The following is a 25,762-nucleotide window of genomic DNA, read 5'->3' on the forward strand; positions in this document are numbered from 1 at the left end:
AAAATGGAAGAAAATTCTACACATAATCTTAAAGCTTTTATTTATGCAACTTTAGTTTATTTTTTTGTTGTTTTTTTGGTATTTTTTAAGTTGGTTGAATATAAACCAAAAGCCATTGAATATACTGATGATCCTAATAGTTTTATCAATATAGAACTTGGGGATAGTATAAATCAAAATCAAGTAAATATGATACAAGAATTACAAAAAGAAAATCTACAAAGTTTATTTGAAGAAAATCTTTTGCAAAAATATACTACCAATAAAAGCGTTAACACCCAAAATATAGAGCAACAAGCAAGTGTTTTTAATGAGTTGTTTGGTAAAATAGAAGACTATCAAGAAGAAAAAACGACAAAAGTGCAATCTTCTATGCCTTCAAAAAAACCTACTTTTGCCCAAAGAGAAAAAATCAATGATTTTTCTAAGCAACTCAATGAAAATTTAAAAATAAATCAAGAATTAGGTCAATCTGTCATGGAGCAAAAAGTAGGGGTTTATGATCAATTCTTAGGTGCTGTTAGAAAATACCTTGAAGATCGATGGAGAATTTACAATCCTAGTGGTAATTTAAGTATAGAAGTAGAATTTGTAATTGATAATAATGGTTATTTTTACTTGTTAAACACTACTAGTGCGCATAGTGATAATTTTGACAAAAAAGCAAAAGAATTTTTACAAAATTTAGAAGGAAAATACATAACTTTACCTCCAAATGGTAAAATAAGAAAAATTAAAATGCAACTTAGTGATATAATTGAGTTTAAAACGGAGAAACAATGAAAAAAATACTAGTATTTTTATTTTTTTGTTCAGTATTATTTGGACAAGATGCAACAATATCTGTTGTTAATAAAGGTATGCAATTGCCAAAAATTTATATTAAAGACCAGTCTAAATTAAATGATTTAGATCTTAAAAAAAGTTTTTATAACATGCTTGTTAACGATATAAAAGTAAGTTCAAATTTTGAGATAACTCAAGATGAAAAACAAGGTGATTATATTTTTTCTTATATATTAAATAAAAATGGCAAACTTTTAGATATTGATGTTGAAATTTTAGCTGCAAATGAAACTAAAACAAGATTTTATGAACAAATTCTTTCTATCGAAGAGTATCCATTTTTAGCACATAGAAGTGTTGCTCAAATGAATAAAAAGTTAGGTTTTGCTCCGGTTGATTGGATGGATCATAAAATTTTAATAGCTAGAACACAAGGTAGTAAGCAAAGTGATATTTTATTAGCAGATTATACTTTAACTTACCAAAAAGTATTGATTTCAAAAGGTTTAAATTTGTTTCCTAAATGGGCAAATAAAGAACAAAATGCATTTTATTTTACTGCCTATGAAGATGAGATTCCAACTCTTTATAAATATAATATGAAAAATAAAAATATAACAAAAATTATTGCTAGCAAAGGTATGATGGTTGCTTCTGATGTGAGTGATGATGGTAAAAAAATTTTACTTACTATGGCTCCAAAAGACCAACCTGATGTATATTTGTATGATGTAGATTCAAAAAATCTGATACAAATTACAAACTATATGGGTATTGATGTAAATGGTAATTTTGTTGACGGTGATAAAAAAATTGTATTTGTGTCTGATCGCTTGGGTTATCCAAATATTTTTATGCAAAATTTAGATTCAAATTTAACAGAACAAGTTGTTTTTCATGGTAAAAATAATTCTTCGGTTTCTACCTATAAACACTATATGGTTTATTCTAGTAGAGAAGTAAAACAAAGCGGAGTTTTTAATCTTTATTTGATGTCAACCCAAAGTGATTACATAAGACAACTCACCGCAAATGGTAAAAATCTTTTTCCAAGATTTTCAAGTGATGGAGAAAGTGTTGTGTTTATTAAGTACTTAGGCTCTCAAAGTGCTTTAGGTGTTATTCGAATTAATGCAAATAAAGCTTTTCATTATGGCTTAAAAGTGGGTAAAATTCAATCAATTGATTGGTAAAATACTAAAATCATATTTTTTTTGTTATAATTAAATTATGATTTTTAAATAAACAAAAGGGGAAATCAATGAAAAAAATCATTTTTGCTTCAATTACTGCTTTTGCTGTTATTGTAAGTGGTTGTGCTACTAAAAACACTAGTGTTAGTAGTTCAAGTAGTGTAGATGGTTCAAAAGGTAGCGGCGGATCTGATAGATTTGAAAATCTTGAATCTTTAAATTCTGTAGCAAATGTATATTTTGATTTTGATAAATTTAATGTTAGATCAGATATGCAAAAAGTTATTGCAAATAATGCTGAAATCTTTAATAAAGAAGCTGCCAATACTGCAATAGTAGTTGAAGGAAACTGCGATGAGTGGGGAACTGATGAGTATAATCAAGCTTTAGGTTTAAAAAGAGCTAAAGCAGTAAAAGAATCTTTAGTAGCTCAAGGTGTTAGCGCAGATAGAATTAGTGTTAAAAGCTATGGAGAAACTAATCCTGTATGTACCGAAAGAACAAAAGCTTGCGATGCTCAAAATCGCCGTGCAGAATTTAAATTATCAAAATAAGTTTTAAATAAATGAAATTAAAATTATTATCAGTAGCTCTTTTGGGAGCTACTTTTTTACACGCTGAAATTTCAGCATTTGATGCAGGAAAAGTAGATACAAAAACACCTTACGGTTTAACTCAAAATGAAAAATTACAATATGAAAATCAAGAACGCCTAAGGGCATTGAATGAATATTATACAAATTTAACAAGTAAAATAAATACAGCAGTAGAGAATATAGAAGGATTGCAAAGTGTAACAGAGGGTTTGAATGCTCAGTATTCAAAAGCTAACACAAAATTGCTTTCATTGGAAGAAACTTATCAAAATTTTGATGCAAATATAACTCAAGAAATTCAAAATTTAAGAGCTTATGTGGAGGAAAATAGGCAAATTCAAGAAAAAAATCATCAAGAAATCCAAAAAGTTTTAAGCGAAATTACAACTTTGATTAATAAAATTAATGATGATTATATTTCAAAAGAAGATATGAATAAAACCATAACCTTCTTTCAATCGGAAATAGCTAGAGTGCAAAATCAAACAAAAATTACTCCAGTTGTTCCTGTTGTAAGTGATGATAATAAAACCGAAGAAATCATTCAAGATGTAAATGAAACTCAAGATAAATTGATTGAAGCAAAAGATGATAGTTGGAAAAAATTGCAATCTAGTGAAATTTTGAAAAAAGCGATAGAAGAAACCAATAAAAATCAATTTGAAGATGCAAAAGAAAAATTTGAACATCTAATAAGTATTCACTACAAACCTGCTAGATCTACTTTTTGGCTTGGAGAAATAAGATATAAGCAGCAAGATTACGCAGGTGCTTTGGGGTTTTATAAGAAAAGTTCTGCTATAAGCACTAAAGGTGATTATGTGCCAAAATTACTTTATCATACAGCTATTAGTTTAGATAAGGTTGGGGATCCAAAAAGTGCAAATAAATTTTATAAAGCTTTAAAGACGGCTTATCCTGATAGTCCTGAAGCAAAAGTTTCACCAGATAGAAAATAACAAAGGAGATAAAATGGCTATAGAAAAAAATAGTGTAGTTTCAATGTTTTATGAATTAAAAGATGCAAATACTAATGAAGTTTTAGAATCAAATATTTATGCTGAACCTATTTCTTTTATTTTAGGTAAGGGTCAAATTTTAGAAGGATTAGAAGAAGAAATTCAAAAGCTTAACGCTCCTTGTAATGCTGATATTGTGATAAAAAAAGAAAATGCTTTGGGTGAATATGATGCAAGTGCATTACAAACTTTACCAAAAGAGCAGTTTGCGGGGATTGATTTACAAGTTGGTATGGAGCTTTTTGGCGAAGGTGAAGATGGCAATACAGTAAGAGTAATTGTTAGAGAAATTACTGAAAATGAAGTTACTATTGATTACAATCATGCTTATGCAGGAAAAGACTTGTTGTTTTCATTAAATATTGTAGATGTTAGAGCTGCAAGTGAAGATGAAATTTTAACAGGAATTATTGCAGGTAGTAGAAGTTGTGGATGTGGTGGTGGAGGACATCATCACGATCATCATCACGGGCATGGCGGCGGCGGATGTTGTGGCGGCCACGGGCATGGCGGCGGCAGTTGCTGCGGTGGTCATTAATGAATAGCGCATTTATTTTCCCAGGTCAAGGCTCTCAAAGTGTTGGCATGGGTTTGAGTTTTTATGATAATTCTAAAAAAGCAAAAGAATTATTAGATAATGCTAGTGATTTTTGTAAAATTGATTTTAAAAATTTGCTTTTTAAGGAAAATGAAAATTTAAATAAAAGTGAATTTACACAAATGGCTATAGTGCTAAACTCGCTAATGGCCTATGAAGTTTTAAAAGAGCAAGTTGAGATAGAAGCTAAGTACAGCTTAGGTCATTCGCTAGGAGAATTTAGTGCTTTAGCAACTCAAGATGCATTTAGTTTTTTAGATGTTATAGCGCTTGTTAATAAACGCGGTCAATTCATGCAAGAAGATTGCTCTAAAATAGAAGCTGGTATGATGGTGATTTTAGGGCTTGAAGATAAAGTGGTAGAAGAACTTTGTCAAAAAGCATTAAGTGAGAAAAAAAATATTTTTGCGGCTAATTATAATTGTGATGGACAAATTGTAGTAGCAGGTTTAAAGCCTGATTTGGCCTCGTATGAGAGTGAGTTTAAAAATGCAGGAGCTAAAAGAGCTATGCTTTTAAATATGAGCGTTGCAAGTCATTGTCCATTATTAAAAAATGCATCTTTAAAACTTACAAAAGAATTAGAACCTATTTTAAAAGAGAGCTTTAAAAGCGTAGTGTCAAATGTTAATGCAAAAGTGTATAATGATAAAAATCAAGCTCTAACGCTTTTAAGCGAGCAACTCATCAAGCCTGTTCTTTATAAACAAAGCATTAAGGCAATAGATGAAGAAGTAGAATTTTATATAGAATTCGGTGCAAGTGTATTAAAGGGCTTAAATAAAAAAATTACTCAAAAAGAAACTTATACTTTAAGTAAAATAGAAGACATTGATGAAATTTTAAAGGTAGTTAAATGAAGATAGCTATTTTAGGAGCTATGCCTGAAGAGGTTACTCCTTTACTCGAAACATTAAAAGAGTATCAAACAATTGAATATGCAAATAATACATATTATCTTGCAAAATATAAAAATCATGAATTAATCATCGCTTATTCTAAGATAGGGAAAGTAAATTCCACTCTTAGTGCGACTATTATGATAGAAAAATTTAAAGCCGAACTTTTACTCTTTACAGGTGTAGCTGGTGCTTTTAATCCTAGTTTGGAGATAGGAGATTTAATCTATGCAACAAAATTAGCTCAATACGATTTGGATATCACAGCTTTTGGACATCCGCTTGGCTATGTTCCTGGTAATGAAATTTTTATAAAAACAGATGATAAGCTTAATAATCTTGCCATAGAAGTTGCTAAAGAACTTGGTGTTAAATTACAATCAGGTATTATCGCTACAGGCGATGAGTTTATTTGTGATGAGAATAAAAAAGCAAAAATTAGAGAAATTTTTAATGCAGATGCTTGTGAAATGGAAGGAGCTAGTGTAGCTTTGGTATGTGATGCTTTAAAAATTCCATGTTTGATTTTAAGATCAATGAGCGATAAAGCAGGTGAGAAAGCTGAATTTGACTTTGATGAGTTTGTAGAAAAATCAGCTAAAATTTCAGCTAATTTTGTCTTAAAAATTTGTGAGAAATTATGATAAATCTTAGTAAAAAATTAATCAAAGAAGTAGCTAAAGCTAATGCTAAATTTTCCTTAATAGGAGACAATGATAAAGTTTTATTAGGGCTTAGTGGTGGGAAAGACTCTCTAGCTTTAGCACATCTTTTAAAGCGTATGCAAGCACATGCACCTTTTAAATTTGAACTTAAGGCAGTAACTTTAAGTTATGGCATGGGTGAAGATTATACCAAGCTTCATAATCACTGCAAAGAGCATGGTATTGATCATGAAGTGATTGATTCTAATATTTATGAAATTTCAGGTGATACGATTAGAAAAAATTCAAGTTTTTGTAGCTATTTTTCAAGAATGAGGCGCGGTGCTTTATATACTTATGCTTTGGAAAATGGTTTTAATAAATTAGCTATAGCTCATCATTTAGATGATGCGGTAGAGAGTTTTTTTATGAATTTTATTTATAATGGCTCTCTTAGGAGTTTAGCTCCCAAGTATAAAAGCAAAAGAGGCGTAGAGGTTATTCGTCCTTTGATTTTTGTAAGAGAAAGACAATTAAGAGAAAATGCTATTAATAATGAATTAGAAGTAATTGGTAATGAATTTTGTCCTGGCATGAAGTTAAGTGAGAAAAATGTTAAATTTCCTCATGCAAGAGAAGAAGCTAAGCAGCTTTTAGCAAATTTAGAAAAAGAAAATCCAAAATTGTTTACAAGTTTAAAAACTGCATTTGAAAATATCCACACGGATAGTTTTTTTATGGTCAAGGATAATGGCTAATCTTTTAGTTGTTGTTGATTATCAAAATGACTTTATCGATGGTAGCTTGGGTTTTGAAGAAGCTACCAAGATAAAAGATAATATTCTTGCTCTTTTAAAAAATCATCAAGGTGATATTGTTTTTACTTTTGATACGCATGATGAAAATTATTTAAAAACTCAAGAAGGAAAAAATTTACCTATTTATCATTGTATTAGAGATACTTTAGGTTGGCAAATGCCAGGTGATTTTGATGTGTATTTAAAAAATGCAAAAAAAATATTTTATAAGAATGCTTTTGGTAGCTTAGAATTAGCCAATTTTTTAAAACAAAATTATTATGAAAACATAGAATTTTGTGGTCTTGTTTCACATATTTGTGTATTTAGCAATATTATTTTAGCTCAAAGTGCTAGCATCAACTCAAAAATTATATTACATAAAAATGCAACAGCGAGTTTTAGTAAGTTTTTGGAAAATAGTGCATATGAAATTTTGCAAGCTTATGGCATAGAACTTTTATAAAATGCAAGGGTATATTTTACACACTCAGAGTGTAAAAGATGAGGATTTGATTGTCTATCTTTTAAGCACTAAAAAAGTTATTAAAAGTTATAGATTTTATGGCATGCGTCATTCTAATATACTAAGTGGGTATAAGATTGATTTTGAGCTTGAAGAAAGTTCGAGATTTTTACCACGTTTAAAAGATGTTTTGCATATTGGTTTTTCTTGGATTTTAGATAGAGAGAGAATGTTTTTTTGGCAGGAATTTATTAGACTTTTTTATTTGCATTTAAAAGATGTTGAAGAAATTGATAGCTTTTACTTTGAACTTTTAGAAGACTGTGCTAAGCGTTTTGAAAAGCAAGATTGCAAACGTGTTATAGTGGATGCTTATTTAAAAATTTTAGATTTTGAAGGACGTTTGCATAAAAGTTTTGTATGTTTTTATTGTGATGAGCATATTCAAAAAAATGTTGTACTAGTAAGAGCTTTTTTGCCCGCTCATAAAAAATGTGCTTTTGGTTATGAATTTAATACTAAAGATCTTATAAAATTATATAGGAGTTTTAATTCATCGCATTTTAGCGATGAATATATTGATAATTTATATAAAATTATCAAAGAGGGTTTTTAAGGGTAATATCATACATCATAATGACTTCTTGTCTTAGTCTTGCAATGATATTTGCACTATCTTTGTGTATATTTTTTGTGATAGTATCTTGGCTATTTTTAATATTTTCAAGCAAATTTTCAAGTTCTTTTTGAGAGTTTTGTAAACAAGTTTTTATACATTTTGGTTGGGTTTGTTGTAAAACTTGCTCGAAATTTAAACTTTGATTGTTAAGCTTTGAAGCATGTGCTGCTAAATTATTCGCACTTGTTCTAATGCCGCCTAATGCTTTGTAAATCCCTTTTGAATTGATATGAGCTGCCATGAACCTTCCTTGTTTTATGGTATCTCTTCATTCATATTGCTTGATAATTTACAAGCAAAAATCATTCCTTATTAAAAAATTCTTGAATATATTTTCGCATAATTTCTGCATCATTAATGCGATTAACACAATCTCTAAAATTAGAAGCATCGTCATAGCCCTTAGAATATTCATGCAAGTGTTTTCTAAAGATGCTTATACCTTGTTCTTTGTAATGCTTTAGCATTTCTTCAAAATGTGCAAAAATGATTTTATTTTTCATAGCCTTTTCGATTTTTTTACCAATTTTTATCTCATAAAATATCCAAGGTTTTCCTATGCTTGCGCGCCCTATCATCAAAGCATCACAATTTGTTATTTTAAATACCTCTTTGGCATTATCTTCACTAATATCGCCATTTGCTACTAAAGGAATTTTGATATTTTCTTTAGCTAAAGCTATGGCTTCATAATCAGCATTTCCACTATACATTTGTTTTCTAGTACGACCATGCATACTGATAAAATCTACTCCAGCATTTTCACATGCTTTAGCGATGGCAATGGGATTTTTTTTATCAAATCCTAATCTTACTTTGACACTAGTTAGTTTTTTGTTACTTGTTTTTTTGATAAGTTCTAAAATTCTTTGTAATTTATCAAGGTCTTGTAAAAGAGCACTACCTGCACATTGTTTTATAACCTTATTTACAGGGCAACCACAATTAAAATCAATTCCATCTATAAAATCAAAACGATTTAAAATTTCTACTGCTTTTTGAATTACGCTTTCATCTGAGCCTGCAATTTGAACTATGTAAGGATTTTCAAGTTCAGCTTTTTCTAGCATTTTAAGAGTTTTTGAGCTCTCATATACCAAGGCATTAGAACTTATCATTTCACTAATGGTTACATCAGCCCCAAATTGTTTAACTAAATTTCTCAAAGGTAAGTCTGAAAAACCTGCCATAGGAGCTAAAAATAAAGGCTTTTTGCTAAAATCTATCATTGTATCAATTTTTCAAGTTCTATTTTTTTATTATGTTCTCTTAAAAAGAGCAAGAGTCTAAAGTCTTTATGTTCATTTTGATCATTTCCTAATTCATTAAGCAATTCATCATACATGCCAAATTCTGCTAAAGTATAAAGATAAGCTCTCAAAGCTTGAGAATAACTATCTTTTAACTTTTTAAATAAAGCAATTAATACTTGAGGTTTTATTTTTTTACAAAGTATTTTAGCACAGTGTAAATATGATTTATCATCTAAAGTATTCATGCTAAGTAAAACTTCGATTTCAACGTGATTTAATTCTAAGTTTTCTTTTTCAAATCTATCCAAAAGTAATAAAATATCATCTTGATTTTTTTGAGCTTTTAGTGTTTTAATCTGACTATAAGGTGCATTTTTTAATACCATTTTATAAGCAAAAATTTCTAGCTCATTAGCTAAGGTATCTTTATTTTTGATAAAAGAAAAAGCATAATTACTATCATTTTGAAAGCGATTTTTTTCATTTAAAATAAAAATTTCATTATTTGAATCTAATTTGTATTTTTTTAATTCTACAAATTCTTTTTTTTCTAAGTGTTCAAAAATATCAATAATTTCATCTATTTTAGGATTTTGAATTTTTTCTTTAAAACAAAGAGCTTGCGTATCTTTTGCTATGTTTTGAAATTCTTGAGTTTTAAATTTAACCTTACTCATTTTTTTTAAAAAAATATCAATAATAAAATTTTCATAATTTTTACTATCTTTAATTAGATTTTTATATTGTAAATGTTTTAAAAAGCCATAAAAACTCATATGTGCTAAAGCTAATATCATTAAAAATAAAGCAGGTAAAACAACCCATAAACTAATAGGCAAATTTAATTCAAAAGTAGAAATTGCAAAAGTATAATTTCCTAAATTTAGATTGTAAACTAAGGCTGCGATGATTAGAAGATAAACTAAACTTGCAAAGAAAAATAATCTAATTTTCATAGCTCTTTCCTTTTTTCTAAATTTTCACGACAATTTATGCAATATTTTGCATGAGGTTTAACTCTAAGTCTTTCAGGATGAATATCATCTTCACAATACTCACAAATACCATAAGTATTGTTATCTATTTTGCTTAATGAATGTTTAATTTCTTCTAGTTCGGCTTTTAAATTTTCATTGATTTTAAAGTCGATATGAGAGCTATTGTCAATTTGCTGTAAATCAACTTCATCTCTAGGTTCACTATCTTGTAGATTATGGATATTGTCTATATTACCTTGAAGTTCTTGTAAAATTTCTTTTTGTCTTTGAAGTAATATATTTTTAAATTCTTCAAGATTTAATTCTTGCATAAACGCTCCTATTTGTGATATGGGTGATTTGTATTAATGCAAAATGCGCGATAAATTTGCTCTAAAAGCATAGTTTTAGCAAATTTATGTACCAAGGTCATTTTACTAAGAGCTATGCTTGTATGCATTTGTGCGATAAATTCTTGCTCAAATCCATAAGCACCGCCTATAAAAAATGAAATTTCATTTTTATCTTGCAATAATTTTGCAAATTCTACGCTTGTAAATTCTTTACCCTTTTCGTCTAATGCTATGCAAAAACCTTTTTTGTAAGGATTTAGTGCATTTGTATAAGATTTTTTTGCTTCTATAGGATTAGTATTTTGTGCTTGATTAATTTTGTTATTAAAAACACATATATCATTAAAACTACAAAATTTTTTAATGAGCTTGGTATAATACTCATCTATCTTGCTAAATTCATCATTATTATTTTTTTGAATGCTTAAAAGATTAATTTGCATTTTTAGTTTTTAGAAAAAAATCTTAAAAAGTCTGCTATAAATTTTTTATGTTCACTTCTTTCTACAATTGCATCGATCAATCCATGTTCAAGTAAAAATTCAGCCTTCTGAAAGCCTTCTGGTAAATCAGCTCCTATGGTTTGTTTGATTACCCTAGCTCCTGCAAAGCCTACTAAAGCACCAGGTTCGGCCATGATGATATCTCCAAGCCAAGCAAAAGACGCGCTTACTCCACCCATAGTTGGATCAGTTAAGACTGAAATATAAGGAAGTTTTTCTTCTGCTAATAGTTTTAACGCTGCACTTGTTTTGCTCATTTGCATTAAAGAATAAGTACTTTCTTGCATTCTAGCTCCACCACTTGCACTCACTATAACAACAGGGGTTTTTTTCTCAATAGCTCTTTCAATAGCTCTAAGAATTTTTTCACCTTCTACTGAGCCTAAGCTTCCACCCATGAAAGAAAAATCAAAAACAACTAATTGAGTTTTTATTCCATCTATGGTGCATTCTCCACTTATTATGGCACTTTTTCTACCTGTTTTTTCTTCATTTTCTGCTAATCTTTTTTTGTATGATTTGCTATCTACAAATTTAAGTGGATCGATTGCATGTAAGTCTTTATCCATTTCCACAAAAGAGTCTTCATCACTGAGTAATTCAATGCGTTTTAGAGGGTTTAATCTCATGTGAAAATTACATTTAGGACAAACATTATAACAAGTTTCTATTTCTTTATAATACATTAACGCATGACAAGAATTACATTTTACCCAGTGATTTGGAGCTTCGTTTGGAGTGGCTTGCTTGCGTCTTATACTAGAAAAAATATCTAAAAAATTCATTATCTCTACCTAAAATAAAATTTCAAAATTATAGCAAGATTTTATTACTTTTAAAATCTTGCACCCAACATAAATTCAAATTTACTCAAATCATCTTTTGAGCTAGTATTAAATGGTTTAGCAAAAACTAAATTTAAAGCACCTAGTGGGGTTAACCATTCAAAGCCAATGCCTGTACTCCATCTTTGAATTTGACTTAAAGAACTCTCTCCTATAGCACCATAGTCGAAAAATACACTACCTCTAAGTTTGATTCTATCAAAAAGCGGAAAACTAAGTTCTACAGAATTTGCAAAAGCTACTGTACCACCTGTTTCATCACCCCATTCATTTTTAGGACTCACACTTCTTCTATCAAAACCTCTAATGGTTCCTATACCACCAAGATATAATTTTTCATTGATAGGTAAATAGCCTTGATCCCATACCTTATAAAAACTTGCTTTATAACGATAAATTAAATCCCAACCTATAAATTCTTCCAAGCCTTGATAATAATTAAATTTAGTGGTAGAGCTTATAAATTCTTGATCCCCACCTAAGCCTGCATATTCAAGCGAAGTTGAGGCGATAAAACCTGATCTTGGTAAATAATAATCATCTGTATTGTTAAACACTATCGAAGGCGTGATAGAACTTTTATAGGTTTTACCAAGTTTATATCCTTGAGCGATTAAGCGATCACTTAAATGATAAATATCGCTTTGTTCAAGATTATAAGTTAAATCTATGCTTGTATATCTTCCTAAAGTTTTACCAACGCTTATGTCAAAACCATAGTTTCTCTCATCATAACTATCCCATTCTAAACGGTCTGAATATAATGATCCTCCAAGAGAATAATCACTATCATTTACTCTAGGATTTCTTAAAGATACTCTACCAGAAAGTGTATCATCGCCTTTATCTATACTTACACTTCCTTTCATACCAGAGCCTAAGATATTTGCATCAGATAATGAAGCACTAAGTAAAATTCCATCACTAGTTCCATAGCCAATACCACCCGAAATGGCTCCAGTTGAAGCTTCCTTGACTTCTACTATCAAATCAATATGTGTATCATCTACTCTTTGTTCTTTAATATCTACATTTTCAAAATATGCAGTTCTTCTTAAGGCATTTCTTGAGTCTATTAAATCAGTTCTATTATAAAGATTGCCTTCAGTTAGGTAAAGCTCTCTACGAATAACTCTATCAACTGTTTTGGTATTGCCTGAAATTTCAACATTTCTAACATATACTTTTTCATTAGGTATGACTTTAAAAATAATCATAGCTTCATGATTTTCTTTATCTTTTTGTATATCAGGTATAACTTGTACAAAAGCATAGCCCAAATCAGCTGTTTTAGTTTCTATAGTCTTTATATCTTCTCTTAGTTTTTCTATATTAACTATTTTTCCAACACTTAATTTTAAATCATTTGCCAAAGCTTCATTTTCTTCATCACTAAAAATTGGATTGAAAATTTTAATTCCTTTAACTTTATAAACTTCGCCTTCATTGATAAAATAAGTCAAATCAGCTTGATAGGTATCTGTGTAGGTATTTAAAAAAGCAGGAGATACGCTTACATCAAGATAACCTTCTTTTAAATATACATCTGAAATTCTTGAGCTATCATTTGCTAAATCAAAGATTTTAAGCTTGCCATCATTAAAGCCCCACATCCAGCCTAGGGCTTCTCTTTGTTTATTTGCTACTGCAGGCTCAATATCTGAATAACTTAAATTTTTTGCACCACTTAAATGCACTTTTTCTATGATGATATTTTCCCCACGATTTACAACAAAGGTAAGTTTTAATGAACTTGAATTGCTTAATTTTTCATCTTTGATTTCTACAACAGTATCATAAAAACCTTTGGCTTGATAAAAAAGTTTGATTTTTTCAGCAGCTTCTTTAGCTGAATTTTCATCATATAAAATTCCAGGTTTTAAGCCAACAAGGCTTTCTATTTGTTTTCTATCGTTACTTGCTATACCTTGAATATCTATTTTTCCGATGGAAGGTTTTTCTACTACTTTAAAAATTAGCACTCTGTTTTTTTCTTCTACTACTATGTCTTTAAAATAATTTCTATCAAAGAGATTTTTAATCGCTGTATCTATACTAGCAGGATCAATTTTTTGTCCTATTTTTAATTTAGAAATCGCAATAGCACTTTCTTTAGAAAGTTGCGATAAGCCTTCAAATTTTATATCTTTAATTGTAGCTGCACATAAAGAACTTGAGAGTGCAAAGAAAACAAACCATTTTTTCATCAAATCTACCTAAATTTTTATATACAAAATCGTTATAATACCAAAATATTTTTAACTAATGCTTTTTAAGGAAAATTTATGAAAGTAGGTATAATCGGACTTGGTTTAATAGGTGGATCTTTGGGTCTTAGCTTAAGAGAGAATAAATTGATAGATTTAGTTTGCGGATATGATATAAACAAAGAATTTGAGCAAATTGCACTAGGGCGAAAATTAATAGATAAAATTGTTTCATTTGAAGAGTTAAAAAAATGTGATGTGATTTTTTTAGCTATTCCCGTAAGAGCTATTGTAAAAATCTTAAAAGAATTTCAAGGCATTTCTAAAGATTGTACTATCATTGAGCTTGGAAGTACAAAAGAAGAAATTATTAAAAATTTACCTTCTTATTTGAAAAGTCAATTTATCGCAGCTCATCCTATGGCAGGAACTGAAAATAGTGGTCCAAATGCAGCTATAAAAGATTTATATAAAAATGCAGTTTGTGTTTTGTGTGATGTGCAAAATGCTGATCATATTCATCAAAAAAGGGCTATAGAAATTTTTTCAGATTTAGGAATGAAGCTTGTATTTATGGATAGTATTTCACATGATCATCACGCTTCTATCATTTCACACTTACCGCATGTGATTAGTTTTTCTTTGGCAAATTTTGTGATGAAAGAAGAAAATAAAAAAAATATAGCTCACTTAGGAGGCCCTTCTTTTAAAGATATGTGCAGGATTGCTAAGTCAAATCCCCAAATGTGGAGTGGTATTTTTGAACAAAACAAACAAAATTTATTAAATTCTATTGATTTATTTCAAAAAGAATTACAAGAATGTAAAAAAATGATAGAAAAGTGTGACATAAATGAGCTTGAAACTTGGATTAAAAGTGCAAATAAATTAAGAGAAATTCTATAAAATTTTTTATAATTTACTCTTAATTTGCTAAAGAATAATATATTTTTAAAAAAATAGATTGAAAGTGAAAATATGGTTTTTGCACGTAAAAGATCAAATAAAAAATGGATTTTTGTAGTTTTTTTAATACTTTTAGCCTTTGTAGCGTTTGTTTTAAATACAAAGCTGTTTGAAAAAAATCCTCCGTTGATTCAAACAAAATCAGATGTAATTTATAGTAATCTAACAGACCCTATATCTATAGAAATAAGCGATGAAAGTGCTTTAAAAGATGTTAAAGTCACGTTGTTTAAAGCAAATGAATTAAATGGTGAAATGCTTGTCAATGAGCATGTTAAAGATAATAAAAAAAGCATTCATTTTGATTTAAAATTACCAAAACCAGCTTATAAAGAAAAAGTTGATTTATATAAACTTGTAATAGAAGCAAGTGATAGTAGTTTTTGGAATTTCTTTTTAGGAAATCAAGCGCTTAAAGAAGTGAAAGTTATCATTGATACCAAAAAACCACTTGTAGAAATTTTAGATAATTCTTATCAAATCGAACAAGGTGGAGTAGGTAGTGTGGTGTTTAAAGCAAGTGATGAGAATTTACAAGAAGTTTATATTACAACCGATAAAGATAAGATTTTTAAAGCAATTCCTTATGTAAAAGAAAGGTATTATGCTGCTTTGATTCCTTGGGAGGCAACTGATGAGCACTTTAGAGCTTATGTAGTGGCAGTAGATAAAGCAGGTAATGTAAACAAACAAAGAATTAGATATTATTTTACTAATAAAAAATACCGTGTATCAAATATAAAAGTAAGTGATAGATTTTTAGATGGTAAGATCGAATTTTTAGCACAAAAATATGCTCCAAAAGATAGAGAATTAAGCAGACTTGAAAAATTTAAATTTGTTAATGAGGACTTAAGAGCTTCTAATGAAGTTATCATTCATGATATTACAAGCAAAGTTCCTGATACTATGATTAATAATTTTAAAGTTAATCTTTTCAAACCTTTAAAAAATGGCCAAAAAGTAGCTGATTATGCCGATCATAGATTTTATTCTTATAATAATCAAGCATTTAGTAGCTCTTATCATATGGGGCTTGATTTAGCAAGCATAAAAGAAGCACCTATCATTAGTAATAACGATGGTGAAGTCGTATTCGTACAAGAAAATGGAATTTATGGATTAAATATTATTATTTATCATGGCTTTGGAATTTATACTCTTTATGGACACTGCACTAATGTGGATGTAAATGTAGGAGATAGAGTTCGAGCAGGTGATGTTATAGGTACTACAGGTACTACAGGCTTAGCACTTGGAGATCATGTGCATTTTGGTGTTTTAGTGCAAGGAGTTGAAGTGCGTCCTGAACAATGGCAAGATGCAAAATGGATAAAAGAAAATATCTATAATGTATTAGAATCAAGCAAAAAAAGAATTTTGAGTGAATAAAAATGAATCAAACAACAATAGCAAAAGAAGTTAAAGGTGTTGGCATAGGTTTGCATAAGGGTGAGCCTATTAGTATAAAATTAGAGCCATTAGAAGCTGGCAGTGGTATAGTGTTTTATAGAAGCGATTTAGGAATTTCTTATGAGGCAAGACCTGAAAATGTCATCGATACGCAAATGGCTACTGTAATAGGCGATCATAGAGGTTATGTTTCTACTATAGAACATTTAATGAGTGCAATTAATGCTTATGGTATTGACAATGTACGTATAGTTTTAGATGCTAATGAAGCTCCTGTGATGGATGGTAGTAGCATAGGCTTTTGTATGATGCTTGAAGAAGCAGGTATAAAAGAGCTTGATGTGGCTAAAAAAATTTTAGTGATTAAAAAAAGTGTAGAAGTAAAAGAAGGTAATAAATTTGTACGTTTAAGTCCTACGGATATGCCTATTATAAACTATACAATCGAATTTGATAATCCTATCATAGGTAAACAAAATTATTGTTTTGAATTTAGTAAACAAAACTACATAGAGCAAATAGCAAGAGCAAGAACTTTTGGATTTTTAAAGGATGTTCAAGCTTTAAGAGCTATGAATTTAGGTCTTGGTGGAAGTTTAGAAAATGCTGTTGTGATTGATGATAATCGTATTTTAAACCCTGAAGGTTTGCGTTTTAAAGATGAATTTGTACGCCATAAAATTTTAGACGCTATTGGAGATTTAACCTTGCTTGGATGTAGAGTTTTTGGAGATTATACTTCTTATGCAGGTTCGCACAAGCTTAATCATCTTTTGACCAAAGAACTTTTAAAAGATCCTAGTGCTTATGAAGTAGTAAGTTTAGAAAAAAGTGCATATAAAGTTTATGAAAAGGTTTTTGCATAAAAAAGGTTACTTTACTTTTAAATGCCATAGCAAAACCTTTAATGCTTGGTATTTATGAAAATGATGTATTGATAAAAACCATTGAGAATGATTTAAAAGTCAGTGAAGTTTTGCCAAAAATACTGCAAGATTTACTTTCACAATATGAGTTTGAAAAGCTTATATATGTGCATGGACCAGGCTCTTATATGGGTATAAAGATTTCTTATGTTTCTTTTAAAACACTAGCTATAGTTAAAAATATACCCTTAAAAGCTATTGGTGCTTTTGAGCTAAATCACAATATGCCTATAACTGCAAATAAACACTTATGTTTTGTAAAAAAAGATGATGATGAAATTATTTTAGAAAAGACACAAGCGGGAAGTTTTTTTATGCCCCAAAGTTTAAAAGGTTTAAACTTCAGTAAAGAAAATACACCTTTTTATGTTTTAGATGCGATTAATTAAGGTAAAAAATGAAGATTTTAGTTCCTGCTACAAGTGCAAATTTAGGTCCTGGTTTTGATTGTTTAGGTTTGAGTTTAAAATATTTTAATCAAACCATAGTTGAAAAATCTAAATTTTTTAGCATTAGCATACATGGGGAAGGTGAAAATAATATCTATCTTAAAAAAAACAATAGTTTTGTCAATATTTTTTATGAAATTTATCAAAGACTTAGTGGTAAAAAAGATAATTTTCGCTTTGTTTTTCAAAATAATATCCCTTTAGCTAGAGGCATGGGAAGTTCTTCTGCTGTGATAGTTGGAGCCATTGCTTGTGCTTATGAATTAAGTGGGTTTAAAGCGGATAAAAATACCATTTTAAATGAAGCTTTAAAATATGAAAACCATCCAGATAACATAGCTCCAGCAGCACTTGGGGGTTTTGTGTGTGCATTAACTCATAATGAAAAAGTTTTAGCTATAAAAAAAGAAGTAGATAAAGACTTACAAGCTGTTATAACCATACCAAATGTAGCGATGAATACTCAAAAATCAAGAGCGGTTTTAGCTAAAAAAATCAACCTAGAAGATAGTGTTTTTAATCTTTGTCATGCTTCGTTTTTAACCGCTTGTTTTTTAGAGAAAAAATATGACATGCTAAAATGTGCAAGTTTGGATAAACTTCATCAAAATCAAAGAATGAAACTTTTGCCCGAGCTTTTTGAAGTGCAAAAACTAGCTTTAGATAATAATGCTCTCATGAGTACGCTTTCAGGATCAGGCTCGAGCTTTTTTACTCTAGCTTATAAAGATGATGCCAAAAAAATCAAAGAAAAAATCAAAAATAAATTTGTTAAATTTAGAGTTGAGCTTTTAGAATTTGATGATGAGGGCTTTAAAATTTGCTAAAAATTCCAAAAAAAAGATATAATTTTGAAAAATCATATACCCATTAGAATGTGCATTGTTTGCAAAGGCCGTTATGAAAAGCAAAGTTTGCATCAATTCCAAATAAAAAATTCTCAAATTATCACTAAAGTGGAATTTGGCAGGAGTTTATATATTTGTAATTCATGTTTTGATAAAGATGAAAAAACATTGCAAAGGGCTTTTATGAGAGCTTGCAAAGGCAATTTTCATGGTAATATAAATCAGCAGGATTTAAAGGAGATATTTTTTAATGGCAGATGTAAAGATTAGCGAGATCGCTCAAGAGTTAGGATATACAAGTAAAGAAATTATAGAAAAAGCCAATGAAATGGGCTTGGAAGATATCAAATCCCCTAACAAAAAAGTATCTTCTGAAATCGCAGAAGCGATTTATCAATACGTTCAATCCGGTGAAATATTAGATGTGGTAAAAAAAGTGGCCAAACCTAAAAAAGAAAGTGCGGCAAAAAAAACCACAACTAAAAAAGAAGAAAGCAAAAAAGAAGAGAAAAAAACCACAACTAAAAAAGAAAGCAAAAGCTCTGCTAAAACAGCAAGTGAAAAAAAAGATGAAATAAAAATAGAAGAAAAACAACCTGAAGATCCTATAAAAAATGAAGTATTAGAAGAAAAAAAAGAAGAAATTAAACTCGATGAAAAGCTAGGTTCTAATTTAAATTTAGCCAAAAGAAGAGGCTTGGTTATCGTTAAAAAGAAAAAAGAAGAAAGCAAAGAAGCTCAAATAAACAAAGAAGAAAAGGTTAGTACGCAAGCTACTCAAGGTTTAAGCCTTAGTATGATTTTTTCAAATTCAGATGAGAATTTAAAAAGAAAGAAAAAAGAAAAGAAAAATCATCCTGTAGCAAGCAAAAAAGAAAGTACCACTAAAATGGATCTTTTAGGGGATAAAGACTTCGCTGATATTTCTTTAGAAGATGATGATATGGTTGTTTTACCTGATTTTAGTGTAAAAGAAAACAAACCAGTGCAACCAGCAAATAAAAAACAACCAAATATCTTAAAGCAATCTTTAAATAACTCTATCAACCCATTTGGCGAGGGTGGTATACAAAGAAGAAGTCGTAAAAAACCACCTAAAAAGGTAGAAAAAAAAGAAAGCGAAGCGATCACAAGTGTAAGTATACCTAAAGAAATTCGTGTGTATGAATTTGCTGAAAAACTTGGTAAAAACACCGGAGAAATTATCTCTAAACTTTTCATGCTTGGTATGATGACGACTAAAAATGACTTTTTAGACGAGGATGCTATTGAAATTCTTGCAGCTGAATTTGGAGTGGAGATTAATATCATTGATGAGGCTGATGAGTTTGATTATGTAAAAGATTATGATGAAAATCAAACAGAAGAAAATTTAAGCCAAAGAGCTCCGGTTATCACTATCATGGGGCATGTGGATCATGGTAAAACTTCTTTGCTTGATTATATAAGAAAATCACGCATTGCAAGTGGTGAAGCAGGCGGGATCACTCAGCATGTTGGTGCTTACATGGTAGAAAAAAATGGCAGAAAAATTACTTTTATCGATACTCCAGGTCACGAGGCATTTACCGCTATGCGTGCAAGAGGAGCTAGTATAACTGATATTGTTATTATCGTAGTAGCTGCAGATGATGGGGTAAAACCTCAAACTAAAGAGGCGATTAATCATGCAAAGGCGGCTAATGTGCCTATCATCATCGCTATTAATAAAATGGATAAAGAAAACGCAAATCCTGACATGGTAAAAACACAATTAGCAGAAATGGACATCATGCCAGTGGAATGGGGTGGAAGTCATGAGTTTGTGCCAGTTTCAGCTAAAAAAGGTGATGGTATAGAGGATTTACTTGAAATTGTATTATTGCAAGCTGATATTTTAGAACTTAAAGCAAATCCAAAAGCCCATGCTAAAGCAAGTATTATAGAATCTTCGGTGCAAAAAGGTAGAGGTCCTATGGCTACTATCATTGTACAAAATGGTACTTTAAGAGTAGGTAATACAGTCGTAGCAGGGGAAGCTTATGGTAAAGTGCGTGCTATGAGTGATGATCAAGGCAAAGCTTTAAAAGAAATAGGCCCAGGTGAGTGTGGGGTGATCATAGGTCTTAGTGAAGTAGCTGATGCGGGAGAAACTTTAATAGCCGTAGATAGCGATAAACAAGCAAGAGAATATGCTAATAAACGCCATGAATACAACCGCCAAAAAGAACTAAGTAAATCAACCAAAGTAAGTATAGATGAGCTTGGTGCAAAAATCAAAGAAGGCAATTTAAAAGCCCTTCCTGTGATCTTAAAAGCAGATGTGCAAGGCTCGCTTGAAGCCATTAAAGCTAGTTTGGAAAAACTTAAAAACGATGAAATTAAGGTTAATATTATCCATAGCGGGGTAGGTGGTATTACTCAAAGTGATATAGAGCTTGCAAGTGCTAGTGAAAACTCTATCGTTTTAGGCTTTAATATACGCCCAACCGGTGAGATCAAAGAACGTGCTAAAGATAAAGGCGTAGAGATAAAAACTTATAATGTTATTTATAACTTGCTTGATGATGTAAAAGCTTTACTAGGTGGTATGATGAGTCCTATTATCTCTGAAGAGCAACTTGGTCAAGCTGAAATTCGTCAAGTAATTAATGTGCCAAAACTAGGCCAAATCGCAGGTTGTATGGTAACAGAAGGCACGATCAATCGTGGCGCGAAAATCAGACTCATTAGAGATGGTGTTGTGGTATTTGAAGGCAATGTAAGCTCACTCAAACGCTTTAAAGATGATGTAAGAGAAGTTGCAAAAGGCTATGAATGCGGTGTAGGCATAGAAGGTTGTAATGATATGCGAGTGGGTGATTATATAGAAAGTTATAAAGAAGTTGAGGAACAAGTAAGCCTATGAACCCAGCTGAAATCAAAAAGCTACGCACAGAAAGCATTTTAAAAGAGCTTATACCAGAAGCTTTGGCAAATTTAGACAACGAAGTTTTAAAAAACTTATGCGTAGTGGATGTAGAGTGTAAAAAAGGCAGATATGATGCTTTTGTGTATTTAGATAAAATGTTTTTTAATACCCAAGAGCAAGAAATCATACTCAATCAACTCAAAAAAGCTGCTCGTGCTTTGCAAAATTACTGCATGAGCGAGCAAGGATGGTATAGATGCCCAAATTTTCACTTTAAATTTGATGATAGATTAGAGTATCAAAACCACATGGATGCTTTATTTGAAAAAATCAAAAAGGAACAAAATGAATCTTGAAGCACTTTGTAAAGAAGCAGGGCTTAGTTTTTATGATGATGAGCTAACGAGTGAAAATGGTAGAAAGATTTATAGAATTTATGTACAAAAAGAAGGCGGGGTAAATCTTGATGATTGTGCTAAGCTTAGTGAGATTTTATCGCCTATTTTTGATGTAGAACCACCTGTGAATGGGGAGTATTTTTTAGAAGTATCAAGCTGTGGTCTTGAAAGAAAACTTAGCAAAATTGAGCATTTTGCAAAAAGCATTAACGAACTTGTAAAAATCACAACTAATGAAAAAGAAAAAATCGAAGCAAAAATCATCACCGTAGATGATGAAAATATCACTTTAGAAAATTTAGAAACTCAAGAAAAAACTACTATAAATTTTAGCGACATAAGAAAAGCTAAAACCTTCATACAATGGTAAAAATTTAGAATTCTAAATTTTTACTTATCTTTTGTATAATTAAAGTTAAACACAAAAATAAAAAAGGCGTATAATGCTTGAAAATAAATATGATTATAAAATCAGTAAAGCAGACAAAATGGCAATGTGTATTATCATTTTCCAAAAGATAGCGATGAATTTAAAGAAGCAGTTGTAAAAAATGGTGGTATGAGTGTGTATGTTTATCAAGATGATAAATTAATAGATGAATTTCATACAAAAAGTCAAGGCTATAAATGGACTTCACCTATTTTTACCTATTTAAGAACTATGAACAAAAATGGGGAGAGATTTTATAGATATTATAAAAATTGCAAATTTTTTGCGGTTGCAGATTAAAAGGAAATAGTATGAATATTGTTGAATTTCACTTTTCAAATGGAAATAAAATACAAGCACAAATAGAAAACTCAAACGAAAAAATTTTTAGGATATTTTTGGAAAAAAGATTAAAGATTGTTAATCAATATATCAAAGCTACAAAAGATACAGTTAAAGAATGCAAAAGATTAAATATTGTCAATAGAGATGATTTTGATATATTTCAAATAAACTCTATGGAAGTTTTAATAAATTTATTATTTGAGTTAAAAAATGGATTATTGCAAGAATTTAATGACAAGAGTGGTAATGGATGTCCGCATGCTTGCATTAAATCTCATTATTTGAAATTTGTAAAATATGTCAATGCTTATAAAAATTATGTTTCAAAAGATATGGTTAAGTATTTGAAAACAAGAGGAGGTGAGAAAGAATTTAAAGTAGAAATAAAAAATCAAAAGATAGAAGTTGTAACGAGTGTCGATACTGTTAGACCGTATTCTTTAAATAGGTTTTTAGAATATAGTGTTTTAAGTAAAAACGAAGATGATTCATATGCTAAACCATTATTTGAAGATATATTAAGCAGTTCAAATCTTAGTGCAATTAAGCAAAGTGAAAATGAAAGAATTTACAAAGAACAATATTTTGAAAATGAAAAAATACCAAGTGAAAATCAAAATCCACCTTTAAATCAAATTCTTTATGGGCCTCCAGGGACAGGAAAAACTTATCATACTATAGATAAAGCTTTAGAAATTTTAGGTGAAAATTTAGCAAGTAGACACGAGAAAAAAGCAAAATTTGATGAGTATGTAAAAAATGGGCAAATAGTTTTTACCACTTTTCATCAAAGCTATGGATACGAAGAATTTGTAGAAGGTATCAAACCCATATTAAACAATGATGATAATATTCAAGAATTAAAATATGAAATAAAAGATGGAATTTTTAAGGAACTTTGTAAAAAAGCTTTGGATAATAGAGATAGTATCAAAAATTTTAACTTTTACATAGATAAATTAAAAGAAAAAACAAAAGAAGATGATAATAATCCAGAAAAATATTTTGAATTGCCAAATACTAAATATTCTATTCAATATAGAGGAGGAGAAACATTTAGAATTAAATTTGATGATATGAGTAAAAACTATAGAGATTATCCAGTAAATATAGATAATATAGAAAAACTATATAAAACCTCCAGTACAGATGAAATATATAATTCAGCATATGTTAAAGCTATATTGAATTATCTAAAATTACAGGGTTTAGAAGATTATAAAGAAAAAGATGAAAAAACAAATTTACCTTATATAATCATCATCGATGAAATCAATCGTGGAAATGTAAGTAAGATTTTTGGTGAACTTATCACTTTGATAGAGCCTAGCAAAAGAATAGGTGAAAGCGAGGGGTTAAAAGTTACTTTGCCTTATAGCGGTGAAAAATTTGGCGTACCTAAAAATGTTTATATCGTAGGCACTATGAATACAGCCGATAGAAGTATAACTTCTCTTGATACAGCGTTAAGAAGACGTTTTGAATTTGTAGAGATGATGCCTGATACGAGCAAATTATCTACAGATTGCAAAGGTGTTAATTTGCAAGAATTATTAAAAGCGATCAATACGCGTATAGAATATTTGCTAGATAGAGAAAAGATTATAGGACATGCATTTTTTATAGGTGTTGAAAATTTGAATAATTTAAAAAATGTTTTTCAAAATAAAATCATCCCACTTTTGCAAGAGTATTTTTATAATGATTATGCTTTGATAAATGTGGTTTTAAATGAAAATGGTATGATTTTTGAAGATAAAAAAGATGATATATATCTTCAAAAAATAAAGAATTTATATAATGTAGATAGTGAGAGAAATATTTATACTATCGCTCCATTTGATGATGAAATTTGGGACGATATAAAAACATATCAAGCAATTTATGATGATAAAATAACAAATAAAACAAAAAACGAAAATGAATAACACCTTTTCTATCATCGAATACCAAGCTTTTTCTAAAGAAGATTTAAAAGAAAACTTCAAAGAAAGAGCTGAAAGATTTTATAAAGAGCTAGAAGACTTCGCAAAAAACAATGAAATTTTTTTAGGCTTTAAAAATAAAAATACCTTAAAAGCTAAAAATTATGTCGGCATTATACAGACTAAAAGCGGTGTTTTAGAAATCTTGCCAAAATGCATGGATTTGGAAAAATTAGAAGAAAATGAACCATCAAGTGAAGATAAAGAAAAATTAAAAGAAGATACTAATTCAAAATACGATAAAGAAAAATTAAAAAAATACTACGAACTAGAAAATATCTCTAAAAATGATGATTGTTATAAAAAAGATTGTAAAGTTAATCCTAGTATTCTTTTAATCAACATGCTAAAAACCTTAAAAAATTCTCCCTTTAAAAAATCTCAAATTTCATCTTTGCAAATTGCTAAAATGCCTTTGTTTGAAGTATTTATCACGATGTTTTTAGATGAATTTGATAGTGTGTATAAAAAAGGTTTGATGAGATCTTATGTAAGTAGAGAAGAAAATAGAGCTTTTTTAAAAGGAAAATTACTATTTAATGAGCATATAAAATCAAATTTAATACACAAAGAAAGATTTTTCACAAGTAGCGATGAATTTGTTTTAGACATAGCGCCAAATCGTTTGATAAAATCAACATTAAATTTTTTAAAATCCAAAACAAGTTTGAATAAATTTAAAATCATCAAAGCTATGCAAATGCTTGATGAGGTAGAATTTTCTACAAATTATGAAAAAGATTTTAGTTTTAAAATTTCAAGACATTTTGATTATTATGAAAATATACTTTCTTGGTGTAAGATATTTTTGCAAAATCAAAGCTTTGCTCCATATAAAGGCAAAAACGAAGCCTTTGCTTTGCTTTTTCCTATGGAAAAGCTTTTTGAAAACTATGTGGCTTATATGTTTAAACTTGCTAATCCTAGTAAAAATATAAAAACCCAAAGTAGTGGAAAGTATTTAATCTCAAAAAATGATGAAAAATGTTTTATGTTAAAGCCTGATTTATATATAGAAAATAAAATGATCTTAGATACCAAATGGAAAATTCCAGATGATAACGAAGATGAGAAAAAGCATGGTATATCACAAAGCGATTTATACCAAATGTTTGCTTATGCAAATAAATATGAGATAAAGGAAATTTATCTTATTTATCCTCTATGTGAGAGAACTTTTGATTTAAGAGAGAAGTTAAAGACTAAAGATATTAAGTTTTTAGCACAAGGTTTTTTAAAAGCTTGCGATGAACATGTAAAGTTTAAGGTATTTTTCGCACCTTTACCTTTTTAGGAA

At 29.5% G+C, this 25,762-nt stretch carries 28 protein-coding genes and 1 pseudogene; 22 read left to right on the forward strand and 7 right to left on the reverse strand.

The features are described from left to right. The first annotated feature begins 3 nt into the window (after positions 1 to 3). The 10 genes from CLCT_RS00980 (at position 4) to recO (ending at position 7,614) form a co-directional block, all read left to right on the forward strand. Complete coding sequence (locus tag CLCT_RS00980; protein ID WP_039667927.1) at positions 4 to 783, forward strand: Tol-Pal system subunit TolA; 780 nt, start codon at positions 4 to 6, stop codon at positions 781 to 783. After that, complete coding sequence (tolB, locus tag CLCT_RS00985; RefSeq protein WP_039667928.1) at positions 780 to 1,979, forward strand: Tol-Pal system protein TolB; 1,200 nt, start codon at positions 780 to 782, stop codon at positions 1,977 to 1,979. The genes CLCT_RS00980 and tolB overlap by 4 nt, the downstream gene beginning before the upstream one ends. A gap of 68 nt (positions 1,980 to 2,047) precedes the next feature. After that, positions 2,048 to 2,533 carry a peptidoglycan-associated lipoprotein Pal gene (gene pal, locus CLCT_RS00990; protein WP_039667929.1) on the forward strand — a complete coding sequence of 162 codons (486 nt, stop codon included), beginning with the start codon at positions 2,048 to 2,050 and terminating at the stop codon, positions 2,531 to 2,533. 11 nt (positions 2,534 to 2,544) lie between these two features. Beyond that, positions 2,545 to 3,534: a Tol-Pal system protein YbgF gene (locus CLCT_RS00995; RefSeq protein ID WP_039667930.1), complete on the forward strand. Its 990-nt coding sequence runs from the start codon at positions 2,545 to 2,547 to the stop codon at positions 3,532 to 3,534. A gap of 13 nt (positions 3,535 to 3,547) precedes the next feature. Beyond that, positions 3,548 to 4,132, forward strand: coding sequence for an FKBP-type peptidyl-prolyl cis-trans isomerase (locus tag CLCT_RS01000; RefSeq protein WP_149061981.1), 585 nt, complete (start codon positions 3,548 to 3,550; stop codon positions 4,130 to 4,132). Continuing rightward, positions 4,132 to 5,052, forward strand: coding sequence for an ACP S-malonyltransferase (fabD, locus tag CLCT_RS01005; RefSeq protein WP_149061982.1), 921 nt, complete (start codon positions 4,132 to 4,134; stop codon positions 5,050 to 5,052). The genes CLCT_RS01000 and fabD overlap by 1 nt, the downstream gene beginning before the upstream one ends. After that, a complete protein-coding gene (locus CLCT_RS01010; protein ID WP_039667933.1) occupies positions 5,049 to 5,735 on the forward strand; it encodes a 5'-methylthioadenosine / S-adenosylhomocysteine nucleosidase / 6-amino-6-deoxyfutalosine hydrolase in 687 nt (228 codons plus the stop codon). The genes fabD and CLCT_RS01010 overlap by 4 nt, the downstream gene beginning before the upstream one ends. Further along, complete coding sequence (locus tag CLCT_RS01015) at positions 5,732 to 6,493, forward strand: PP-loop family protein (protein ID WP_039667934.1); 762 nt, start codon at positions 5,732 to 5,734, stop codon at positions 6,491 to 6,493. Before CLCT_RS01010 ends, CLCT_RS01015 begins: the two co-directional genes overlap by 4 nt. Next, positions 6,486 to 6,998, forward strand: coding sequence for a cysteine hydrolase family protein (locus CLCT_RS01020; RefSeq protein WP_039667935.1), 513 nt, complete (start codon positions 6,486 to 6,488; stop codon positions 6,996 to 6,998). The genes CLCT_RS01015 and CLCT_RS01020 overlap by 8 nt, the downstream gene beginning before the upstream one ends. A gap of 1 nt (position 6,999) precedes the next feature. Then, the gene (recO, locus tag CLCT_RS01025) at positions 7,000 to 7,614 is read left to right on the forward strand and encodes a recombination protein RecO (protein WP_039667936.1); all 615 of its coding nucleotides are present in this window, start codon (positions 7,000 to 7,002) and stop codon (positions 7,612 to 7,614) included. On the opposite strand, the gene CLCT_RS01030 is transcribed toward recO, so the two are convergent. From CLCT_RS01030 to bamA, 7 genes are all read right to left on the reverse strand, one after another. Next, positions 7,598 to 7,918: a hypothetical protein gene (locus tag CLCT_RS01030; RefSeq protein WP_070256278.1), complete on the reverse strand. Its 321-nt coding sequence runs from the start codon at positions 7,916 to 7,918 to the stop codon at positions 7,598 to 7,600. The two genes, recO and CLCT_RS01030, sit on opposite strands and share 17 nt — an antisense overlap. A 61-nt stretch (positions 7,919 to 7,979) precedes the next feature. Next, on the reverse strand, positions 7,980 to 8,906 hold the full coding sequence (locus tag CLCT_RS01035) for a tRNA dihydrouridine synthase (protein WP_039667938.1): 927 nt from the start codon (positions 8,904 to 8,906) through the stop codon (positions 7,980 to 7,982). Further along, positions 8,903 to 9,886, reverse strand: coding sequence for a hypothetical protein (locus CLCT_RS01040; protein ID WP_039667939.1), 984 nt, complete (start codon positions 9,884 to 9,886; stop codon positions 8,903 to 8,905). Before CLCT_RS01040 ends, CLCT_RS01035 begins: the two co-directional genes overlap by 4 nt. Next, a complete protein-coding gene (dksA, locus tag CLCT_RS01045) occupies positions 9,883 to 10,239 on the reverse strand; it encodes an RNA polymerase-binding protein DksA (RefSeq protein ID WP_039667940.1) in 357 nt (118 codons plus the stop codon). Before dksA ends, CLCT_RS01040 begins: the two co-directional genes overlap by 4 nt. An 8-nt stretch (positions 10,240 to 10,247) precedes the next feature. After that, positions 10,248 to 10,703 carry a 23S rRNA (pseudouridine(1915)-N(3))-methyltransferase RlmH gene (locus CLCT_RS01050; protein ID WP_039667941.1) on the reverse strand — a complete coding sequence of 152 codons (456 nt, stop codon included), beginning with the start codon at positions 10,701 to 10,703 and terminating at the stop codon, positions 10,248 to 10,250. A 2-nt stretch (positions 10,704 to 10,705) separates the two neighbouring features. After that, the gene (gene accD / locus CLCT_RS01055; RefSeq protein WP_039667942.1) at positions 10,706 to 11,548 is read right to left on the reverse strand and encodes an acetyl-CoA carboxylase, carboxyltransferase subunit beta; all 843 of its coding nucleotides are present in this window, start codon (positions 11,546 to 11,548) and stop codon (positions 10,706 to 10,708) included. A 50-nt stretch (positions 11,549 to 11,598) separates the two neighbouring features. Further along, positions 11,599 to 13,815 carry an outer membrane protein assembly factor BamA gene (gene bamA, locus CLCT_RS01060; protein ID WP_149061983.1) on the reverse strand — a complete coding sequence of 739 codons (2,217 nt, stop codon included), beginning with the start codon at positions 13,813 to 13,815 and terminating at the stop codon, positions 11,599 to 11,601. Positions 13,816 to 13,893: 78 nt separating this feature from the next. Here bamA and CLCT_RS01065 point away from each other — a divergent pair, with 78 nt between their 5' ends. The 12 genes and pseudogenes from CLCT_RS01065 to CLCT_RS01120 all read left to right on the forward strand — a co-directional run bounded on the left by CLCT_RS01065 (position 13,894) and on the right by CLCT_RS01120 (position 25,759). Beyond that, complete coding sequence (locus tag CLCT_RS01065) at positions 13,894 to 14,721, forward strand: chorismate mutase / prephenate dehydrogenase (protein ID WP_039667944.1); 828 nt, start codon at positions 13,894 to 13,896, stop codon at positions 14,719 to 14,721. A 72-nt stretch (positions 14,722 to 14,793) separates the two neighbouring features. Beyond that, complete coding sequence (gene pgp6, locus CLCT_RS01070; protein ID WP_149061984.1) at positions 14,794 to 16,173, forward strand: peptidoglycan metallopeptidase Pgp6; 1,380 nt, start codon at positions 14,794 to 14,796, stop codon at positions 16,171 to 16,173. A gap of 2 nt (positions 16,174 to 16,175) precedes the next feature. After that, entirely contained in the window at positions 16,176 to 17,060 is an 885-nt protein-coding gene (gene lpxC / locus CLCT_RS01075) for a UDP-3-O-acyl-N-acetylglucosamine deacetylase (protein WP_039667946.1), read from the forward strand. A gap of 41 nt (positions 17,061 to 17,101) precedes the next feature. Next, complete coding sequence (locus tag CLCT_RS01080) at positions 17,102 to 17,509, forward strand: tRNA threonylcarbamoyladenosine biosynthesis protein TsaB (protein ID WP_149061985.1); 408 nt, start codon at positions 17,102 to 17,104, stop codon at positions 17,507 to 17,509. An 8-nt stretch (positions 17,510 to 17,517) separates the two neighbouring features. Beyond that, positions 17,518 to 18,396: a homoserine kinase gene (gene thrB / locus CLCT_RS01085; protein ID WP_039667948.1), complete on the forward strand. Its 879-nt coding sequence runs from the start codon at positions 17,518 to 17,520 to the stop codon at positions 18,394 to 18,396. A 24-nt stretch (positions 18,397 to 18,420) separates the two neighbouring features. Then, positions 18,421 to 18,687, forward strand: coding sequence for a DUF448 domain-containing protein (locus CLCT_RS01090; protein WP_012660968.1), 267 nt, complete (start codon positions 18,421 to 18,423; stop codon positions 18,685 to 18,687). Next, on the forward strand, positions 18,668 to 21,304 hold the full coding sequence (gene infB, locus CLCT_RS01095) for a translation initiation factor IF-2 (protein ID WP_149061986.1): 2,637 nt from the start codon (positions 18,668 to 18,670) through the stop codon (positions 21,302 to 21,304). The genes CLCT_RS01090 and infB overlap by 20 nt, the downstream gene beginning before the upstream one ends. Next, on the forward strand, positions 21,301 to 21,663 hold the full coding sequence (rbfA, locus tag CLCT_RS01100; protein ID WP_149061987.1) for a 30S ribosome-binding factor RbfA: 363 nt from the start codon (positions 21,301 to 21,303) through the stop codon (positions 21,661 to 21,663). Before infB ends, rbfA begins: the two co-directional genes overlap by 4 nt. Beyond that, positions 21,653 to 22,075, forward strand: coding sequence for a ribosome maturation factor RimP (gene rimP / locus CLCT_RS01105; protein ID WP_149061988.1), 423 nt, complete (start codon positions 21,653 to 21,655; stop codon positions 22,073 to 22,075). Before rbfA ends, rimP begins: the two co-directional genes overlap by 11 nt. Before the next feature lie 73 nt (positions 22,076 to 22,148). After that, positions 22,149 to 22,435, forward strand: a pseudogene (locus CLCT_RS01110) (hypothetical protein). 11 nt (positions 22,436 to 22,446) lie between these two features. Beyond that, positions 22,447 to 24,408, forward strand: coding sequence for an McrB family protein (locus tag CLCT_RS01115; RefSeq protein WP_149061989.1), 1,962 nt, complete (start codon positions 22,447 to 22,449; stop codon positions 24,406 to 24,408). Continuing rightward, a complete protein-coding gene (locus CLCT_RS01120) occupies positions 24,401 to 25,759 on the forward strand; it encodes an McrC family protein (RefSeq protein WP_149061990.1) in 1,359 nt (452 codons plus the stop codon). Before CLCT_RS01115 ends, CLCT_RS01120 begins: the two co-directional genes overlap by 8 nt. The last annotated feature ends 3 nt before the right edge of the window (positions 25,760 to 25,762 follow it).

It is taken from the genome of Campylobacter lari subsp. concheus, from assembly GCF_008245025.1.
Taxonomy (GTDB): Bacteria; Campylobacterota; Campylobacteria; order Campylobacterales; family Campylobacteraceae; genus Campylobacter_D; species Campylobacter_D concheus.

Coding starts and splice junctions, on each gene's coding strand:
- pgp6 (WP_149061984.1), top strand. CDS start 14,794: ATGGTTTTTGCACGTAAAAGATCAAATAAAAAATGGATTTTTGTAGTT.
- CLCT_RS01115 (WP_149061989.1), top strand. CDS start 22,447: ATGAATATTGTTGAATTTCACTTTTCAAATGGAAATAAAATACAAGCA.
- CLCT_RS01040 (WP_039667939.1), bottom strand. CDS start 9,886: ATGAAAATTAGATTATTTTTCTTTGCAAGTTTAGTTTATCTTCTAATC.
- recO (WP_039667936.1), top strand. CDS start 7,000: ATGCAAGGGTATATTTTACACACTCAGAGTGTAAAAGATGAGGATTTG.
- CLCT_RS01050 (WP_039667941.1), bottom strand. CDS start 10,703: ATGCAAATTAATCTTTTAAGCATTCAAAAAAATAATAATGATGAATTT.
- CLCT_RS01080 (WP_149061985.1), top strand. CDS start 17,102: ATGCTTGGTATTTATGAAAATGATGTATTGATAAAAACCATTGAGAAT.
- thrB (WP_039667948.1), top strand. CDS start 17,518: ATGAAGATTTTAGTTCCTGCTACAAGTGCAAATTTAGGTCCTGGTTTT.
- lpxC (WP_039667946.1), top strand. CDS start 16,176: ATGAATCAAACAACAATAGCAAAAGAAGTTAAAGGTGTTGGCATAGGT.
- infB (WP_149061986.1), top strand. CDS start 18,668: ATGGCAGATGTAAAGATTAGCGAGATCGCTCAAGAGTTAGGATATACA.
- CLCT_RS00995 (WP_039667930.1), top strand. CDS start 2,545: ATGAAATTAAAATTATTATCAGTAGCTCTTTTGGGAGCTACTTTTTTA.
- rbfA (WP_149061987.1), top strand. CDS start 21,301: ATGAACCCAGCTGAAATCAAAAAGCTACGCACAGAAAGCATTTTAAAA.
- rimP (WP_149061988.1), top strand. CDS start 21,653: ATGAATCTTGAAGCACTTTGTAAAGAAGCAGGGCTTAGTTTTTATGAT.
- CLCT_RS01000 (WP_149061981.1), top strand. CDS start 3,548: ATGGCTATAGAAAAAAATAGTGTAGTTTCAATGTTTTATGAATTAAAA.
- accD (WP_039667942.1), bottom strand. CDS start 11,548: ATGAATTTTTTAGATATTTTTTCTAGTATAAGACGCAAGCAAGCCACT.
- bamA (WP_149061983.1), bottom strand. CDS start 13,815: ATGAAAAAATGGTTTGTTTTCTTTGCACTCTCAAGTTCTTTATGTGCA.
- tolB (WP_039667928.1), top strand. CDS start 780: ATGAAAAAAATACTAGTATTTTTATTTTTTTGTTCAGTATTATTTGGA.
- CLCT_RS00980 (WP_039667927.1), top strand. CDS start 4: ATGGAAGAAAATTCTACACATAATCTTAAAGCTTTTATTTATGCAACT.
- CLCT_RS01120 (WP_149061990.1), top strand. CDS start 24,401: ATGAATAACACCTTTTCTATCATCGAATACCAAGCTTTTTCTAAAGAA.
- CLCT_RS01035 (WP_039667938.1), bottom strand. CDS start 8,906: ATGATAGATTTTAGCAAAAAGCCTTTATTTTTAGCTCCTATGGCAGGT.
- fabD (WP_149061982.1), top strand. CDS start 4,132: ATGAATAGCGCATTTATTTTCCCAGGTCAAGGCTCTCAAAGTGTTGGC.
- pal (WP_039667929.1), top strand. CDS start 2,048: ATGAAAAAAATCATTTTTGCTTCAATTACTGCTTTTGCTGTTATTGTA.
- CLCT_RS01030 (WP_070256278.1), bottom strand. CDS start 7,918: ATGGCAGCTCATATCAATTCAAAAGGGATTTACAAAGCATTAGGCGGC.
- dksA (WP_039667940.1), bottom strand. CDS start 10,239: ATGCAAGAATTAAATCTTGAAGAATTTAAAAATATATTACTTCAAAGA.
- CLCT_RS01015 (WP_039667934.1), top strand. CDS start 5,732: ATGATAAATCTTAGTAAAAAATTAATCAAAGAAGTAGCTAAAGCTAAT.
- CLCT_RS01010 (WP_039667933.1), top strand. CDS start 5,049: ATGAAGATAGCTATTTTAGGAGCTATGCCTGAAGAGGTTACTCCTTTA.
- CLCT_RS01020 (WP_039667935.1), top strand. CDS start 6,486: ATGGCTAATCTTTTAGTTGTTGTTGATTATCAAAATGACTTTATCGAT.
- CLCT_RS01065 (WP_039667944.1), top strand. CDS start 13,894: ATGAAAGTAGGTATAATCGGACTTGGTTTAATAGGTGGATCTTTGGGT.